The organism is Anaerotruncus sp. AF02-27, from assembly GCF_003465835.1.
Taxonomy (GTDB): Bacteria; Bacillota; Clostridia; order Oscillospirales; family Ruminococcaceae; genus Anaerotruncus; species Anaerotruncus rubiinfantis.
The window spans coordinates 1-16,566 of the sequence record NZ_QSBX01000020.1 but is presented as its reverse complement, the minus strand read 5'-3'; the positions used below and the strand labels follow the sequence as shown (position 1 = coordinate 16,566).

The following is a 16,566-nucleotide window of genomic DNA, read 5'->3' as shown; positions in this document are numbered from 1 at the left end:
GCTTATGCAAATCCCGTTTTCGGTGATTTTGATTCCGGCAGCCTTCATCATCCTGGTGGCGAAGATCACCTACAGCCTGCTCAAAGAGCATATTGATGAACGTTTTGACCGGCTGGAGGCCCTTGTGAAGCGGGAGCAGGCAAATGAAGAAATGCCGGATAAAATGCAGGGTTAGGAGAAAAAATATGGCTGTAAAAGTGGGGATGGTATCCCTGGGCTGCTCGAAAAACCAGGTCGACGCGGAGCTGCTGCTTGCGATGATCGTGAAAGGCGGTTATGAAATCTGCGCCGATGCGGCATGCTGCGACGTGGTCATCGTCAACACCTGCGGCTTCATCGAGGCCGCGAAACAGGAGAGCATCGAAACGATTCTGGAGTTCTGCCAGATGAAGGATGCGGGGAAGGTGAAGGCGGTCGTCGTGACCGGATGCCTGGCCGAGCGATACCGCGAGCAGGTTGCTGAGGAGATCCCGGAGGCTGACGTGGTGCTGGGAATCGGACGCAACGCGGATATCATAACCGCGATCGAGGACGCGCTCGCAGGCAAAAAGACAGTTGCGTTCGGGGAGAAGGACGACCTGCCGCTCGAAGGCGAGCGGGTGCTCGCGAACGAGCCGTTCTTTGCCTATCTCAAAGTGGCGGATGGCTGCGACAACCGCTGCGCCTACTGCGCCATCCCGCTCATCCGGGGGCATTTCCGCTCGCGGCCGATTGAGAAGGTTGTGGAGGAGGCCAAGCGGCTGGTTTCGCGCGGCGTAACCGAGCTTGACGTGGTCGCGCAGGACACCACCCGGTACGGTGAGGATCTCTATGGAAAGCTGATGCTGCCGGAGCTTCTGCGGCGGCTTTGCGGGATTGACGGGGTCAAATGGGTGCGGGTGCTTTACTGCTACCCCGACCGGGTCACCGACGAACTGCTCGAAACGATGGCTGCGGAGGAGAAGATCGTCAAATATATGGATATCCCGATCCAGCATGTGAGCGGGCGGATTTTGAATCTGATGAACCGGCGCGGCGACGCGGGAAGCCTCGCGGCGCTGATGCAAAAGATCCGGGAGAAGGTGCCTGGCGTCGTGCTGCGCACCACGCTGATCACTGGCTTTCCGACCGAAACGGAAGAAGAGTTTACAGAGTTGTGCGAATTTATCCGGAAGGTGAAATTCGAGCGGCTCGGGTGCTTTGCCTATTCGCAGGAGGAGGATACCCCCGCGGGCGAGATGGAGGATCAGATCGACCCGGAGGTGAAGGAACGCCGTGCGCAGATCGTGATGGAGGAGCAGTACGGTATCATGGAAGCGTTCAACCTTTCCCAGGTGGGCAGGACGCTCACAGTGGCGGTTGAAGGCCGCGAGAAAAAATTCTGGTATGGGCGCAGCTATATGGACGCGCCGGACATTGACACCAAAGTTTACTTTAGCGGGCGCAAAAAATATGCGCCCGGAGAATATGTGCGGGTCGCAATCGATGGGGTTGTCGGCTATGACCTGCGTGGAAAGGCGATCGACTGATTATGAACCTGCCAAATAAGCTCACCGTGCTGCGCATGGCGCTGATTCCGGTGTTTCTGATCTTTATGTTTGCGGACGCGATCCCGTGGCGCTATCTCTGGGCCGCGGCAGTCTTTGGGGCGGCGTCGTTTACCGACTACCTTGACGGAAACATCGCCCGCCGTGATGGGCTGGTCACAAATTTCGGCAAGCTGATGGACCCGCTCGCGGATAAGCTGCTGGTCTTTTCGGCGCTCATCTGCTTCATCCCGCTCGGGCGTGCCTCGGCGTTGGGCGTCTTTGTCATCCTGGCGCGGGAATTGCTGGTCACTTCGGTGCGGCTGATTGCTGCAGAGCATGGCGCGGTCATTGCCGCCGACAAGCTTGGCAAGCTTAAGACTGTGTTCCAGATCATCTGGGTGCTCTATACGCTGCTTGCAATGTGGGTCACCTGGGATATTCTTCCGCCGTCTCCGCATTCCTATTCGGTGCAGTTCTTCATCGGCGACGTGGTGCTGCAATTGGTCGTGGTGGTGCTGACCCTGCTTTCGGGCTGGAATTACATCTGGAAGAACCGGGGACTGTTTGACGACATCCGCTGACTGCGCCGTGCAGGGGTATTTTTGCGCGTTTCGCCGCGCCCGGAGATTGTTCCGCAGGGTAACTTTCTTGCTTGTCCAAGAAAGTCACCAAAGAAGGACACGCGGGGACACCCCGCGGCCCCATGCGCGCCGTGAAAGCTGCCTGCGGCAGAAACGGCGCGCAATCTGCTTAGATTCCACGAAGTGAGCCGCGCGCGCTTCGCAATGACGCGCGGGACGAGTTTTCGCAACCGTTGCGAAAACCGGCTGCGCCGAATAAGGACAAATGGATTTTGAATGCGCGGCCCTGCGGGCCGCGCATTACGCTGTGTCCACACGGTTTTTCAACCGGCCCATGACCTGGGAGCGCGAAGCTTTACCATCAGTCTTGAGCTGACCGTTTCATTGGGAGCGCTTGCGGCGCAGGTCTTGGCAAGGCGTCTGCGGGCTTTCTTGAGGGGCTATTGTGCCGCAGGCACTCCTTGCAACAAATCCGCCGCCAAAGGCGGCGCGTCGCCCCCTTTGAGCGAGCGTCCGAAGTCCGCTCCGGCCCATAGGCCGGGAAGCGAGCCCCTAGTCCCTTGAGCGCATTCTTTGGTACCTTTCTTGTGCGCACAAGAAAGGCACTCGTGGGGCGCGGCGAAACGCGTTAGTGATTCTCAAGCGGCGAGGCCGCTTGATTCCCGTGCACGCGGCGAAACGTGCAAAAACCCGGGCGACTGGAAGGCGCAAAAGATCCCCAGGCGCACGCAGGAAAATACAGCGTGGGATTTCGGGAAAAACACTTGCATCAAGTGGACGATTATGGTATCCTTTGCATATACTGTTGTGGGCCCCTATGGGGTCCCGTATGAATATCGATGCGATGAGCGGGAGAAGTACCCGCGCAATCCTGCGACAGAGAGGACGCGCCGTCGGCTGAAAACGCGTCCAGCAGAAAGCGTGTGGGAAGTGCACCCGTCAGCACTGCACCCGAACGGATTTTTCTCAGTAGGGGAATGCGTGTCGCCCGCGTTAAGGGCTTTCGAGTAAAAAATCGAAGTGGAACCGCGGATTTATCCCGCCTTCGTTTGTCCTGTGGGCTGACGAAGGCGGGTTTTTCATCATCTGCAAGGAGGAATTGCCTTTATGCTTGAAACTTTCAAAAAGGATATACAGGCGGTCAAAGACCGGGACCCGGCGGCGCGGAGCACATTGGAAACCGTGCTGGTTTCATCCGGCCTGCATGCGATTATGCTGCACCGCCCGGCCCATTGGCTTTATAAACACGAACACTTTCTCTCCGCCCGTGTGGTCAGCCAGGCGGCCAGGTTTCTGACCGGCGTCGAAATCCATCCCGGAGCAAAGATTGGCACCGGCGTGCTGATCGATCATGGCATGGGGGTCGTTATCGGAGAGACCGCGGAGGTTGGGGACGGCTGCACCATTTATCAGGGAGTGACCCTGGGCGGTACCGGCAAGGACAAGGGCAAGCGCCATCCGACGCTTGGCAAAAATGTCACGGTTGGCGCGGGCGCGAAGGTGCTCGGCCCGTTCTCGGTTGGGGACGGCGCGAAGGTCGCCGCCAACGCCGTGCTGCTCGAATCGGTCCCCGCCGAATCGACTGCGGTGGGGGTCCCGGCACGTGTGGGGCGGGTGGCGGGGCGCAAGCCGGTCGGGCTTGACCATGTGCACATCCCCGACCCGGTCGCGCAGGAGCTCTGCAAGCTGCAGTTTAAAATTGACAAACTGGAAAAGCGTATCCGGGAACTGGAAAAGGACGGGGACGCGGGAGAGCAGACGGAAAAAAAGATGGCCGCCGTTTTGGACGAATAACCGGCGCGGCGGATGGAATCCTTTGGAAAGAAGGATTCCATCCGGCCGGCCGGATTTTGACGAGACTTTTTGAAAACGTAAGGAGACGAAACCGATGAAAATTTTCAACACACTCACCCGTCAGAAAGAGGAATTTATCCCAATTGAGCCAGGCAAGGTCAAAATGTATGCCTGCGGCCCGACCGTCTATAACTTCATCCACATCGGCAACGCGCGCCCGATCTGCGTGTTCGACACGCTGCGCCGCTACTTGGAATACCGCGGCTATGACGTTACCTTTGTCCAGAATTTCACCGACATCGACGACAAGCTTATCAACAAGGCGAATGAGGAAGGAATCACCGTTAAGGAAGTCGCGGAGCGTTACATCAAAGAATATCTGACCGATACCGAAGGCCTCGGAATCCGCCCGGCGAATATCCATCCGCGCGCGACCGAAAATATTGACACGATCATCGATATGGTCAAGTCGCTGGAGGAGAAGGGCTACGCCTATGCGCACGAAGGCAGTGTGTATTTCCGCTCCCGCAAGTTTCCCGAATATGGGAAGCTCTCGCATCAGCCGCTTGAGGACCTTGAAAGCGGCGCCCGCATTGATGTGAGCGAGGCCAAGGAGGACCCGCTCGATTTCGTCCTCTGGAAGGCTGCCAAGCCTGGCGAGCCAAGCTGGACTTCCCCATGGGGAGAGGGCCGTCCCGGCTGGCATATCGAATGCAGCGCGATGATCCGCCGCCATCTGGGCGAAACGATCGACATCCACTGCGGCGGGCAGGATCTCATCTTCCCGCACCATGAAAATGAGATTGCGCAGAGCGAATGCTGCACAGGCGTGGAATATGTACGTTATTGGATGCACAACGGCTACATCAACGTTGACAACCGCAAGATGAGCAAGTCGCTCGGCAACTTCTTTACCGTGCGCGAGGTTGCGGAGAAGTTTGGCTACGAGCCGATTAAATTTATGATGCTGCAGGCGCATTACCGCAGCCCCATCAACTATAACCTTGAGGTGATTGAGCAGTGCAAGGCTGCGCTCGAACGGCTCCACAACTGCCGTGACAATCTCGACTTTGCGCTGGAAAACGCGTGCGGCGCGCCCACCGAAGGGGAGGAAACCTTCAAAAAAGCAGCTGACAACCGCATTGCACAGTTTGTCGAAGCGATGGATGACGACCTTAACACCGCTGATGGCATCGCCGCGCTGTTTGAGCTGGCGCGTGACATCAACAGCTTTTTCACTGAGACGCGCTCGAAGGAAGCGGTTTCCTACGCGATCGCGAAGTTTGATGAGCTGACCGGCGTGCTTGGCCTGCTTTATAACCGAAAGGCCGATTCACTCGACAGTGAGGTTGAAGCGCTGATCGCCGACCGGCAGGCCGCCCGCAAGGCAAAGGATTTTGCCAGAGCGGACGCCATCCGCGACAAGCTGAGCGAAATGGGCATTGTCCTCAAGGACACCCCGCAGGGTGTCCAGTGGTCGCGCAAATAAGTGAAAAAAGCCGCCGGCATCAGCCGGCGGCTTTCCTTATCGGATCGGTGCCCATGGGGAAGGATATCGGCCTTCCCTGTGATGCACGAATCAGTTTTCCTCTTTGTCGTTGGTGAGGTTGTATTTATCGAAGATATAGAAGATCAGGCTCATAAACATGCCGACGATGCAAGCCAGCGCCATGCCCTTGAGCTGGATGTTGCCCATATCGATCGCGATGCCGGAAAGACCGGTGACGAAGATAACCGAAGTGAGCGCCAGGTTGCGGGATTTGCCGTAATCGACCCGCTGGTCGACCAGGATGCGCAGGCCAGAGGTGCCGATCATGCCGTAGAGCAGGAAGGAGATGCCGCCGATGACTGCGCCGGGGATGGTGTTGATGAGCGCGGCGATCGGACCGACGAACGAGAGGATGATCGAGCAAATCGCGGCGCCGCCGATGACCCAGACGCTGTATACTTTGGTGACCGCCATGACGCCGATGTTTTCGCCGTAGGTGGTGGTTGGGACCGAACCGAGCATACCGGAAACCGCGGTGGAGAAGTTGTCGCCAAAGATCGAGCGATGCAGGCCCGGGTCCTTGATCAGGTTGCGGTCGACGATCTGGCTGGTGACCACCTGATGCCCGATATGCTCGGACAGGATGACCAGAAGGGCAGGCATCATCACCATGATGGCGCCGCCGTCAAAAACCGGCATCTGGAAATTCGGGATAACGAAGAAATCCGACTGCAGGACCGCTTCAAAGCTGACCATCCCCGCAAAATAGGACGCGGCATAGCCGGCGATGATTGCGATGAGGATCGGGATGACCGAGAGAAAGCCGCGGAAGAGCACCTGCCCGAAAACCGCGACGCCCAGCGTGATCAGAAATACGACAACCGCGCGCGGATCGATCGCAGGATTCGACTCGTTGACGATCATACCGGCGGTCTTGGCAGCTTCCGCGGAAAGCTCCAGGCCGATGAGCGCGACGACCGGGCCCATAGCCGCGGGCGGCAGCACCACGTCGATCCAGTTGGTTCCGCATTTATAGATGATGAAGGCCACGATACAGCCCGCGATACCGACCGCCACATATCCGCCCTGCGCCGCGCGAAAGCCCGCCGGGTGATTGGCGATCAGGTAGAGGGTAGGCGCGATGAATGCAAACGAAGATCCGAGATAGGCCGGCGCACGGCCCTTGGTGACCGCGATGAAGAGCAGCGTCCCCAGACCGTTCATGAACAGGACGATTGAAGAGTTGATGCCAAACAGGATCGGAACCAGGACCGATGCGCCGAACATTGCAAACATATGCTGCAGGCTCAGCGGGATAAATTGCCCCAGAGGCGGACGCTCGTCGATACCGATGATTCTTTTTGTACTCATACACATTCTCCTCTTATTTTAATCAAAACACAAACCGCCGCAAACAGGAGGATCTGCCTTTTACGACAACCCCCGGATACACTATCGTTTATTATAACAAACCATCGATTTCGCGGAAAGAGTCAAAATTACACAAAGATTGTCGGACATCCGGAGGGACGATGCCGGATTTGTAGGAATTCATCCCGGACGGGAATTTCCTGTTGCATTCGCGGAATATATATGTTAATGTTAATATGAGTTTTTCTGAAACTGATGAGGTGTTTTCATGAGAGCCAGTGGAATCCTCCTGCATATTTCCTCGCTGCCGTCCGATTACGGGATTGGAACGATCGGGCAGGCAGCGTTTGATTTTGTGGACTTTTTGCATACGGCGGGCCAGCGTTTCTGGCAGGTTCTGCCGCTCGGGCCGACCAGCTACGGCGACAGTCCGTATCAGTCCCTTTCCACCTTTGCGGGCAACCCGTATTTCATCGATCTTGACCTGCTCACACAGGACGGGCTGCTCGAAAAGCAGGAGTATGAAGGCATTGACTGGGGGGACGATCCTGCCTGTACCGACTATGAGAAGCTTTATAAAAACCGGTTCTCCGTCCTGCGCCGGGCGTTTGAACGCGGTTTTGCCCGTGACGAAAAAGCGGTTGCGGAATTTCGGCGCAGGCAGGGGGGCTGGCTTGAGGATTACGCGCTGTTCATGGCGCTCAAGGACCGGTTCGGCGGCCGCGCATGGAGCGAATGGGACGACGGGCTGCGCCTGCGCGAACCGGGCGCGCTCGAACGCGCCCGGCTGGAATGCGCGGAGGATCTCGACTTCTGGGTTTATGTGCAGTATCTGTTTTTCACCCAGTGGTTTGCGCTGAAAACCTATGCAAACAAAAACGGCGTCGAGTTGATCGGAGACCTGCCGATCTACGTGGCGGCGGACAGCGCGGACGTCTGGGCACATCCGGAGCTTTTCTGGCTGGATGAGGACCGCAAACCGGTCTTTATCGCCGGCGTGCCGCCCGATTATTTCTCGCCGGACGGCCAGCTCTGGGGCAACCCGCTTTACGACTGGAAGGTGCATGAAGAAACGGGTTACCATTGGTGGATCGAACGTATCCGGATGGTCACATCGGTGTGCGACATGGTGCGGATCGACCATTTTCGGGGCTTTGCGGGCTTTTATGCGGTGCCGTTCGGGGATGCGGACGCAAAGGGCGGTCATTGGGAAAAAGGTCCGGGCCGCGCGGTGTTCGCGGCGGCGGAGAAGGAACTCGGAAAGAGCCGGATCATTGCGGAGGACCTGGGCATTCTGACCGATGATGTTTACGAGCTGCTCCGGCAAACCGGTTTCCCGGGTATGAAGATTTTACAGTTCGCGTTCGATTCGAACTGGGATAATGTCTACCTGCCGCACAACCATGTGCGCCACAGCGTTATCTATACCGGCACGCACGATAACGACACGCTGATGCACTGGTGGGAAACGGCGCTCGCGCCGCAGGACCGGCAGCACGCGGCGGATTACATGCGGCTGAATGAATCCGAAGGGGTCAACTGGGGGATTCTTCATACCGTATGGGCGAGTGTGGCCGAGCTTGCGGTCGCGCCGATCCAGGACTTTTTGGCGCTGGGCGGCGAGGCGCGGATGAACACGCCGTCGACACTGGGCGGCAATTGGCAGTTCCGGCTGCAAAAGGGAATGCTGACCAGACAGCTCGCGGAAAAGATCGAACGGATGAGCGGCCTTTACCAGCGTTCGACGCTGTGATGCCTCACATTCTGATACTTTAAAAATCAAAACAGGCCCATAATGGGCCTGTTTTGATTTTTGACTGCATAATGAAATTAAAATGGGCTCATATGAATGCTGTTATGAGGTGTTTTCATGGGAAAGGAAAAGAGTTTTTCCCTGCGCATTGACGAGGAACTGCTGCGGGAGTTTCGCTATGTCTGCGGCTATTACGGCCGCAGCGCCAACGGCCAGCTCATCTTTATGATCCGCAAGCTGGTCGAACAATTTAAAAAGCAAAACGGCGAAATCGAACTTCCGGACGAATGAACCGGGCGTTCCATATCGGCGGGCTCATTTGGTTTTTCAGCGTGTTTCTTGTGCTGTCCACAGGCAGCGACCCGCTGATCCCAGCCATTGCCGGAGCCGCTTTGCTCGTCCTCTGCATCTTCATCGGGAAGCTGCCGCTGTGGGCTTATGCCGCATCGACGGCTTTTTGTGCGTGTATGTGTGGCGTGATGCTCCACCATGCCGCGGCTGTCGCTCCGCAGGAACGGTATGACGGGACGGCACAGACGCTGCGCGGGACGGTGGTTGAATGCGAGGATTATGCCGCATCCGCTTCGGTGACCCTGCTGACCGCGCCGGACCTGCCGAAAGGGCTGTGCAATCTGCGGGTGCGGTTCTCGGTGCCGGGCGCACTTGATGTCAGGGTGGGCGATGTGGTAAAATGTACAGGAAACCTTTCCAGGACTTCTGACCGGCCCATGGCGTTGCTGGCGCAAAATCTGGCCTTTACAGGGTATCTTTCCGGAGGTTTTGAACGCCTGCCGGAATCCGACACGCGGTTTTGGGTATTGCTTTCCCGTTACCGGCAAAGGGTTTTTGAAAATCTTACCGGTCTTTTGCCCGGCATGGAGGGAAGCGTGCTCGGCGGGATGGTCGTCGGCAAAACCGAGCAGATCTCCCCGGAAATCCGCTACAGCTATTCCCGCACCGGCATTTCGCACCTGCTGGCGGTTTCCGGCCTGCACCTTGCGATCCTCGCGGGTCTGCTCGAAGCATTCCTGGCGGCGTTCGGCTGTTCGCGGCGGGCCCGCGGCCTGACGGTTCTGTTCTGTGTTCTGGCGTTCATGGGGCTCGCGGGATTTTCCCCGTCGGTCATGCGGGCGGGAATCATGGTACTGCTTTGCAGGTGCGCCGGATTCTTCGGGCGCGATCCGGATTCGCTCAATTCCCTTGGGCTGGCCGTGATCCTGCTTCTGATCTGGAACCCGTACGCTGTATTCAGCCTGAGTTTACAGCTCTCCTATTTCGCGACGATGGGTATCGCGGCATTTTTGCATCCGCTGACCGACTGGTGCTGCGGAAAAATGTTCCGCTGTCCGGCTTATCAGCTGGCGGAAGAAAGCCGCGTGAAGTTCGCCCTTTTGCAGGCGGTATGCACCACCCTCTCCGCCAGCCTGCTCACGCTGCCCATCCTCTGTTGGAATTTCGGACAGGTTTCGATCGTATCCCCGGTTGTGAACCTTTTGATCCTCCCGCTTGCGCCGTTCGCGCTCGGATGTGGGCTCATCGCAGGATTTCTTGCGTCCTTTCCGCCGCTTTATCCACTTGCGCGGCTGCTTGGCCTGCCTGCCGGAATTGCGGTGCGGTGGATCAATCGCATTTCCGATACCTGGGCAGCCCTGCCGTTTTCCGCGGTCCCGGTGCGGGACGGATACCTTGTCCTGTGGATGGCGGGCGCGCTGCTCTTAGGCATTCTGCTCTGGGCCGCCCGTTCCCCGAAGACGCTCAAACGATATGCCGCCGCGCTGATGGGCGTGGCGCTGCTTGCGGGCGCATGTTCGCACGCGGTGCTTTGGGGCGACGCGCTTGAAATCGCCGTGGATAAAAACGGAGATAGCATTGCGCTGGCCTACGGAAAACAGGCCGCTGTCATCGGCGCGCCGAAGAGCGTCTGGGCCGCGCGCAATTTGAAAACCTTCCTGCTGGATAGGGGCGTCAAACAGATCAGCCTCTTTGTCCTGCAAAAAGACGACGACCTCTATGGCAATCCGGCCAATCTGCTGATCGAGGCGTTCCCGGTTGAGACGGCCTGCGGGCTGGATGCCGTCTATGGTTTTGATGCAACGCTGTTTGGAGCGGTGCGGGTGCAAGCGGACGGGCAAAGCGCGCGGCATCTTTCGTTTGAAGCCGGTGGGCTGCGGTTTGTAAAAGCCTTTGAGCAGCAGCCGTTCGCGGCGGACGTGCTCATCAACGCGCGCAATGAAATCATCTTGGCGCCTGGCGTGGAGCTTGCGGAGAACAGCCGGTATTTTAACAGCACAGTGATTACGGTCAAACGGACCGAAAGGAAATAAAACCATGAAATATACGGTGGAAAACGACTTTTCAAAGCATGTCAAGAGTGAAGAACTGCATCGGGTCTATCTGCTTTACGGCACCCAGCCGTACCTGATCTCGATGTATGAAAAGCTGCTGATCAAAAAAACGCTCAGCGGTGATTTTAACGATTTCAATTTTCATAAATTCGAAGGCGCAAACCTTGACCTGCAGGAATTTTATGACGCGGTCGAGTCACTGCCGTTCTTTTCCGGCAACCGCTGCGTCACCCTCGACGCGGATCCGGACAAGCTCGACGCGGGCCAGATGAAGGAGCTGTGTTCGGTGCTTGCCGATCCGCCGATGACCACCACAGTGATCGTGACGGTGAAAACGCCGCCCGCGAAAAAGGAAAAGCTCTCCGCGCTCATCAAAGCCTGCGACAAGGCGGGTGCGGTCATTGAACTGCAGGCGCGCCGTTTGGGCGACAACCTGCGCTTTTTGCGCGACCGCGCCCAGAAAAACGGCTGCGAGCTTTCAGGCGACTGCGCCTCTTACATGATTGAGCGCTGTGGGGACGACATGCAGCTGCTCCACACCGAGATGGAAAAGCTCTGCGCCTACACCGGTCCCCGCCCCATCACCAAAGCGGACATTGACGCAGTGGTCACCACTGTGATGACCGCGCGGGTCTATGACCTTTCAAAGGCGATTTTCCGCGGGAATTTTAATGCCGCGATGGAATTGTGCGACCAGCTGATCTACCTGCGTGAACCGGTTACAAAGGTGCTCGCGGCACTTTCGGGAGCGTTCGTCGATCTCTACCGCGGCTTTGCGGCGCGGCAGGCGGCTGTCCCGGCGGCGCGCGCCGCGGCTGAGCTCGGTTATGCAAAAAACCGGGAATTCGTCCTCAAGAACGCGATGAGTGACAGCGCGGACTACTCCGCGCCGCAGATCGGCAAAATGCTGGAAACGCTTGCCGACGCTGATTTTGCGCTCAAAAGCACCGGAACCGACGAACGGGTCGCACTTGAAGAAACGATCACCAAACTCTTCCTTCTGACGGGGAAACGCTGATGCTGAAGATAAAACAGGTGATTGTTGTGGAAGGCCGCTACGACAAAGCGAAGCTTTCCTCGCTTGTGGACGCCGAGATCCTTACCACCGGCGGTTTCGACATCTTCCGCGATAAAGAAAAACTTGGCCTGCTGCGCAGGCTCGCTGAGAAACACGGACTTATCATCCTGACCGATTCGGATGCGGCGGGGTTTCGCATCCGTGCGCATATCGCGGGTGCGGTTGATCCCGATAAGATTACCCACGTCTACATCCCCGACCTTTTCGGCAAGGAGAGCCGCAAACGCCGTCCGGGCGCGGAAGGCAAGCTGGGGGTCGAAGGAATCCCGGCCGAAACGCTGCTTGCGGCCTTCCGGCGCGCGGGTGTTGCGGTGGAGGCCTCGGAAAATCCGGGGAGCGGCCGCAAAATTACCACGGCCGACTTTGCTGCGTGGGGGCTTTCGGGCGGCGACGGGAGCGCTGAACGCCGCAGGGAGCTTCTGGGAAAGCTGGGACTTCCATCCCGCATGAGTTCCAAAGCGATGCTTGGTGTGGTCAATTCTCTTTATACGTATGAGGAATTTGCGGCCCTTTTGGAAGCAAAATAAACCGGGAAAGGAGGGGAGCGCATGGAGATCACCAGCCTGACGTTTCTCTATCTGTTTCTCCCGCTGTCGATCCTCCTGTGCGGGCTGATCCCCGCGCGTTTTCGCACGGTGTTCCTGTTGCTGCTTTCCGGGTTTTTGTATTACTGGCATGAAGGCGGCTTGATCCTTCTTCCGTTTTCGGTTGTCCTGTTCGATTACCTGATGGTGCGGCTCATCGAGCGCAGCGCGGGTTTTCCCGGGCTGCGCAAGGCGTTTATGATCTGTGCGGTGCTCAAAAGCGTGGGGCTGATCGCTTTCTACGGAGTGCGTTTTTCGGTTTATGGCATGGCCGCTCCGCTGGGGCTCGGCGTATTCTGCCTGACCAGTGCCGGATATGTGATCGACTGCTATCACGGTTACGCGCCGGCAGAGCATAACCCGATCCATTTTGCAATGATGACAGTCTTTTTCCCGAAGCTTTACGCCGGTCCGCTCACTTATTTTAACCGGATGCATTTCCAGCTGCGCAATCCACAGATGACTCTGCAGAAGGTTGGGGAAGGCGGACGGATCCTCATCCAGGGGCTTGCGAAAAAAGTGCTGCTTGGGGACGCGGCATTCCGGCTGTTTGGGCAGGTGCGGGAAATTCCGCTTTCGGAAGCGACGGTGCTCGTCGCCTGGACGATGGTGATCACGATGGCGTTTGCCGTTTATTTTATTCTTTCGGGTTACTGCGATATGGCAAGGGGGATTGCGCTCCTTTTCGGCATCGAGCTGCCGGACAATTTTCTCTATCCCTACCGGGCTACCAGTATCAACGATTTCTTTTCCCGTTTCAATGTGACGGTTAACCGGTTCATTCGCCGGTATATCTACATTAATCTCGGCGCCGCGCAGGGAAGCATGGCGTCGGGCGTGTTCAATATCCTGCTGGTTACCATTCTGATGGGGCTGTGGTTTGGCATCAACCTCAATATGATGATGTGGGGGATCTATTTTGCGGCGTTCGTCATTTTTGAACGGTATTTCCTGCGTAAATATATGGAGGCCATTCCCACCCTGTTCTGTTGGGTTTACAGTATGGCGGTGATTCTGGTTTCTTTTACATTTTTTATGTGTGGTTCACTTGGCGAGTCGTTCACCTGCCTGAAGCTGCTTTTTGGAATCGGCGCGCCGGTTGCCGGGGAAAATACCCGTGTACTTTACCTGCTGGCCTCAAACTGGCTGGTGCTGGTGCTATGCGTCATCTGTTCACTGGGACTTGTCGGGATGGTAAAAAAGATGGTTGACCGGGTGCTTCCGCGCACAAGCGCAGTATTATCAGCAGTGTTCAGCGCGGCGCTCCTGTTGGCGGCAACCGCGTTTTTGCTGTAAATCCGGATAGATTTTGAATTTGGCGCCGCCGCGCGGAAAGGGGAATGCCCAATGGGAAAACGGTTCGCGGGAATTTTGTTCCTGGCGGTTTTGTTTGCCATCCCGGTGCTGCTGATTGCGGCTGGCGGGCTGCGCGGTTTTTCGCTGGATGAAAAAACGCCCGGCCGCCCGCCGCTTGAGAAGCTGGAGCAGACGGTTGCGCAGAATTTCCCGGCTGCGGATTTTTTCCGCAGGCTGCAGGTGTCGCTCAGTTATATGGGCGGCAACAAAGAGCAGAACGGGGTGTTCATTTCGCAGGATTCGCTGATGCTTGATGTGCAGCCAAAGGACGAACAGGCGGAGAATGCCAATACGCTGATGATGCTTGATTTCGCAGAGGATTACCAGCGGGCGAGTTATGTCATGCTGATCCCGACCGCCTGCGCTGTCCAGCAGAGTAAGGTCCCATATCCCGAGGTTGCGCAGCTTTATGACCAGAAGGCGCTGATTGACGATGTCTATCGCAGGGTATCCGGACATGTCAACGCGATCGGCGTCTATCCGATCCTTTTCAGCCATCAGGATGAATACATCTACTACCGTACCGACAACACCCTGACCGGGCTGGGCGGCTATTATCTTTACACCGTTGCGGCGCGCACACTTGGCCTCAAGGTACGAGAAATCGACCAATTTGACGTAAAGCACATCGATTATAACTATTATGGCGATCTGTACCGCCTTTCCCCGTATCGGGAAGTGAAAGCCGACCGTGTATCCGAGTATGTCTTTTCAAAGTTTCAGAGAAACTATACGGTTACGCATTATGATCAGAACGGCGTGCGCCGGTATTTCACACTGTATCCGGAATTCCGCAGGGAGCTCGGCGGCACGATGGACGTCCTGCTCGGGGGGATGTCCCCGGTGATGGATATCACCATCAACTCAAAGAATGTGCAGTATAACCAGCTTTTGATTTTTACCGACCGTTCGGTACAAAGCTATCTGCCGTTCCTGCTCATCCATTACGGGCGGGTCACGGTGGTGGATACTTCCCAAGTCACGCCGGCGATGCTCAGCACAATCGATGTCTCCCAGTATACACAGGTGCTGTTTTCCTATATGGTGGATACATTTATTGGTTCGGATGAGCTGACAAAGCTGTATAAACTGCCCGCGCTGACCAAAGAAGATGGCTGAATACTTGACGAATCGCCCCGAATGGGGTATGATAATATCTGCGCTTTTGCGCAGAAGATGCCGCTATGGCGGAACTGGCAGACGCAAGGGACTTAAAATCCCTCGGTAGCAATACCGTACCGGTTCGATCCCGGTTAGCGGCACCAAAAAAGAACCACTGGGAATGGCTTTCCCGGTGGTTCTTTTTTGCAGAAAAACTCCGAAAGAACTCCTTGAAGTAAGATAAAAGTGCGGCCTGACAACCGCGCTAAAATATCCAAAAGAGGACATTCAGATGGCAAATGACAAAAACAGCTTAGCACACATGACCAGAAACTGCAAATGCCATATCGCTTTTGCCTCGAAATACCGGCGAGATGAACGGCTGCCGCTCCCTATTAACGACTTGTTGCAAGATCCGGAGCAACTGATTGAAAGGGTAAAATATGAAGATGGTAAGCAGGACAAAATAAGATAATAAGATTAATATGAAAAAAGATACCCTTGGGAATTTTCAGAACTGGTTGAGGAGAAAAATGCTTGCAAAGATTCTAAAAGCAACAATTTAAAACTTGAAAACGAATAAAAAAACCGCTCTGCAGGGCGGTTTTTTCGTATATGCATAGTGCTGGCGGGAGGTTTGCGATAAAATGTTAATCAGGCGGCCCGCAGAAAGGAATAAAATTATGCTGTCCATGACAATAGGAGTGAACGTCAAAAAGTACCGAGAGCAAAAAGGATTGTCCCAGGAAAAACTGGCGTATAAATCGAATCTATCCGTAGCCACAATCAGTAAGATCGAGCGGGGGTTGACAAATCCAACAGCAGATGTGATTGAAAGTATAGCGCGGGCCTTAGATGTACCTGTATTATGGCTTGTTGCATAGTTTTATGAGTTGTAAGCGCGGAGTAAACCACGATTGCGGGCCGCCTAATTCGGCCTTTTGACGGGACATATCGTAAATGTGAAGCTGAGAACATAATTCCGTTTTAATATGTGACGGAGCTTTTAACCTTTCGTTCATGTACCATAGTACGAGTAGTAAGAGACTTGTACATATGTACATGGTCTGTCAAAAAGAATTGGTATATTATGGGGGAAAAGGAGGGGGAATATGCCAGATAGGAACATTGTTGGACGAAATATCAAATATTATCGGGACAAAATAAATATGGTTCAAGAAGAGCTGGCATATCAAGCGGATATAACCACGTCTTATCTGAGTAGAGTTGAAAACGGAAAACAAAAATTGTCGTTTGATATCGCCTGCCGGATCGCACAAGCTTTATGTATTTCTACAGACCAGCTCTATGAGGAGAAGCATGATCAAGCCCACAAGGAAAATTCTCCGCTCGGAATTAGAATGCAGCAGATTGAAAAACAGCTTGAACAAATGCCAGTCAGAAAGCAAATGAAGGCGCTGGGATTGATCTCCTATATTGCATCATCAAGATTTGACGATGAGGGATAGCTGTTTTATGGGCGGAACAAATACGTCTCCTGATACCGCCTATAAATCATAAACCGTCAACCTTTACCGGTTGGCGGTTTTTCATTGTAGAGAAACCACCGGCTGTGCCGGTGGTAGAGAAAAAGCTTTAGCGAGGG

Annotated in this window: 16 protein-coding genes and 1 tRNA gene; 16 read left to right on the top strand and 1 reads right to left on the bottom strand. The window is 55.7% G+C overall.

Annotated features, from left to right (window positions below; all coding sequences use genetic code 11):
* Positions 1-4 precede the first annotated feature (4 nt).
* The 5 genes from DWV16_RS19110 (at position 5) to cysS (ending at position 5,372) form a co-directional block, all read left to right on the top strand.
* Positions 5-175, top strand: a complete 171-nt coding sequence (locus DWV16_RS19110; RefSeq protein ID WP_154018813.1) for a hypothetical protein — start codon at positions 5-7, stop codon at positions 173-175.
* A 10-nt stretch (positions 176-185) separates the two neighbouring features.
* Positions 186-1,508: a 30S ribosomal protein S12 methylthiotransferase RimO gene (gene rimO, locus DWV16_RS13715; RefSeq protein WP_066454013.1), complete on the top strand. Its 1,323-nt coding sequence runs from the start codon at positions 186-188 to the stop codon at positions 1,506-1,508.
* A 2-nt stretch (positions 1,509-1,510) separates the two neighbouring features.
* Positions 1,511-2,089 carry a CDP-diacylglycerol--glycerol-3-phosphate 3-phosphatidyltransferase gene (gene pgsA, locus DWV16_RS13710; RefSeq protein WP_118479783.1) on the top strand — a complete coding sequence of 193 codons (579 nt, stop codon included), beginning with the start codon at positions 1,511-1,513 and terminating at the stop codon, positions 2,087-2,089.
* Positions 2,090-3,196: 1,107 nt separating this feature from the next.
* Positions 3,197-3,883, top strand: coding sequence for a serine O-acetyltransferase EpsC (gene epsC, locus DWV16_RS13705; RefSeq protein ID WP_118479781.1), 687 nt, complete (start codon positions 3,197-3,199; stop codon positions 3,881-3,883).
* A gap of 94 nt (positions 3,884-3,977) precedes the next feature.
* The gene (gene cysS / locus DWV16_RS13700) at positions 3,978-5,372 is read left to right on the top strand and encodes a cysteine--tRNA ligase (RefSeq protein ID WP_118479779.1); all 1,395 of its coding nucleotides are present in this window, start codon (positions 3,978-3,980) and stop codon (positions 5,370-5,372) included.
* 90 nt (positions 5,373-5,462) lie between these two features.
* Here cysS and uraA read toward each other — a convergent pair whose 3' ends face one another.
* Positions 5,463-6,743 (bottom strand): uracil permease, encoded by a 1,281-nt coding sequence (gene uraA, locus DWV16_RS13695; protein WP_066454025.1) that lies wholly within the window; start codon positions 6,741-6,743, stop codon positions 5,463-5,465.
* Between the two features lie 268 nt (positions 6,744-7,011).
* Here uraA and malQ point away from each other — a divergent pair, with 268 nt between their 5' ends.
* From malQ to DWV16_RS13645, 11 genes are all read left to right on the top strand, one after another.
* The gene (gene malQ / locus DWV16_RS13690; RefSeq protein WP_118479777.1) at positions 7,012-8,496 is read left to right on the top strand and encodes a 4-alpha-glucanotransferase; all 1,485 of its coding nucleotides are present in this window, start codon (positions 7,012-7,014) and stop codon (positions 8,494-8,496) included.
* A 117-nt stretch (positions 8,497-8,613) separates the two neighbouring features.
* A complete protein-coding gene (locus tag DWV16_RS19365) occupies positions 8,614-8,787 on the top strand; it encodes a hypothetical protein (RefSeq protein WP_187116816.1) in 174 nt (57 codons plus the stop codon).
* Positions 8,784-10,820 (top strand): ComEC/Rec2 family competence protein, encoded by a 2,037-nt coding sequence (locus DWV16_RS13685; RefSeq protein ID WP_066454032.1) that lies wholly within the window; start codon positions 8,784-8,786, stop codon positions 10,818-10,820. The genes DWV16_RS19365 and DWV16_RS13685 overlap by 4 nt, the downstream gene beginning before the upstream one ends.
* A gap of 4 nt (positions 10,821-10,824) precedes the next feature.
* Entirely contained in the window at positions 10,825-11,859 is a 1,035-nt protein-coding gene (gene holA, locus DWV16_RS13680) for a DNA polymerase III subunit delta (protein ID WP_066454036.1), read from the top strand.
* The gene (locus DWV16_RS13675; protein WP_066454040.1) at positions 11,859-12,446 is read left to right on the top strand and encodes a toprim domain-containing protein; all 588 of its coding nucleotides are present in this window, start codon (positions 11,859-11,861) and stop codon (positions 12,444-12,446) included. The genes holA and DWV16_RS13675 overlap by 1 nt, the downstream gene beginning before the upstream one ends.
* 21 nt (positions 12,447-12,467) lie before the next feature.
* Complete coding sequence (locus DWV16_RS13670; RefSeq protein WP_118479775.1) at positions 12,468-13,799, top strand: MBOAT family O-acyltransferase; 1,332 nt, start codon at positions 12,468-12,470, stop codon at positions 13,797-13,799.
* 51 nt (positions 13,800-13,850) lie between these two features.
* Positions 13,851-14,978: a DHHW family protein gene (locus tag DWV16_RS13665; protein WP_066454054.1), complete on the top strand. Its 1,128-nt coding sequence runs from the start codon at positions 13,851-13,853 to the stop codon at positions 14,976-14,978.
* Positions 14,979-15,037: 59 nt separating this feature from the next.
* Positions 15,038-15,124 (top strand) — tRNA-Leu (locus tag DWV16_RS13660).
* Between the two features lie 128 nt (positions 15,125-15,252).
* Positions 15,253-15,435, top strand: coding sequence for a hypothetical protein (locus tag DWV16_RS13655; protein ID WP_118479773.1), 183 nt, complete (start codon positions 15,253-15,255; stop codon positions 15,433-15,435).
* A 172-nt stretch (positions 15,436-15,607) separates the two neighbouring features.
* Complete coding sequence (locus DWV16_RS13650; protein WP_199719792.1) at positions 15,608-15,844, top strand: helix-turn-helix transcriptional regulator; 237 nt, start codon at positions 15,608-15,610, stop codon at positions 15,842-15,844.
* A 228-nt stretch (positions 15,845-16,072) separates the two neighbouring features.
* The gene (locus DWV16_RS13645; protein ID WP_066454060.1) at positions 16,073-16,429 is read left to right on the top strand and encodes a helix-turn-helix domain-containing protein; all 357 of its coding nucleotides are present in this window, start codon (positions 16,073-16,075) and stop codon (positions 16,427-16,429) included.
* Positions 16,430-16,566: the final 137 nt, after the last annotated feature.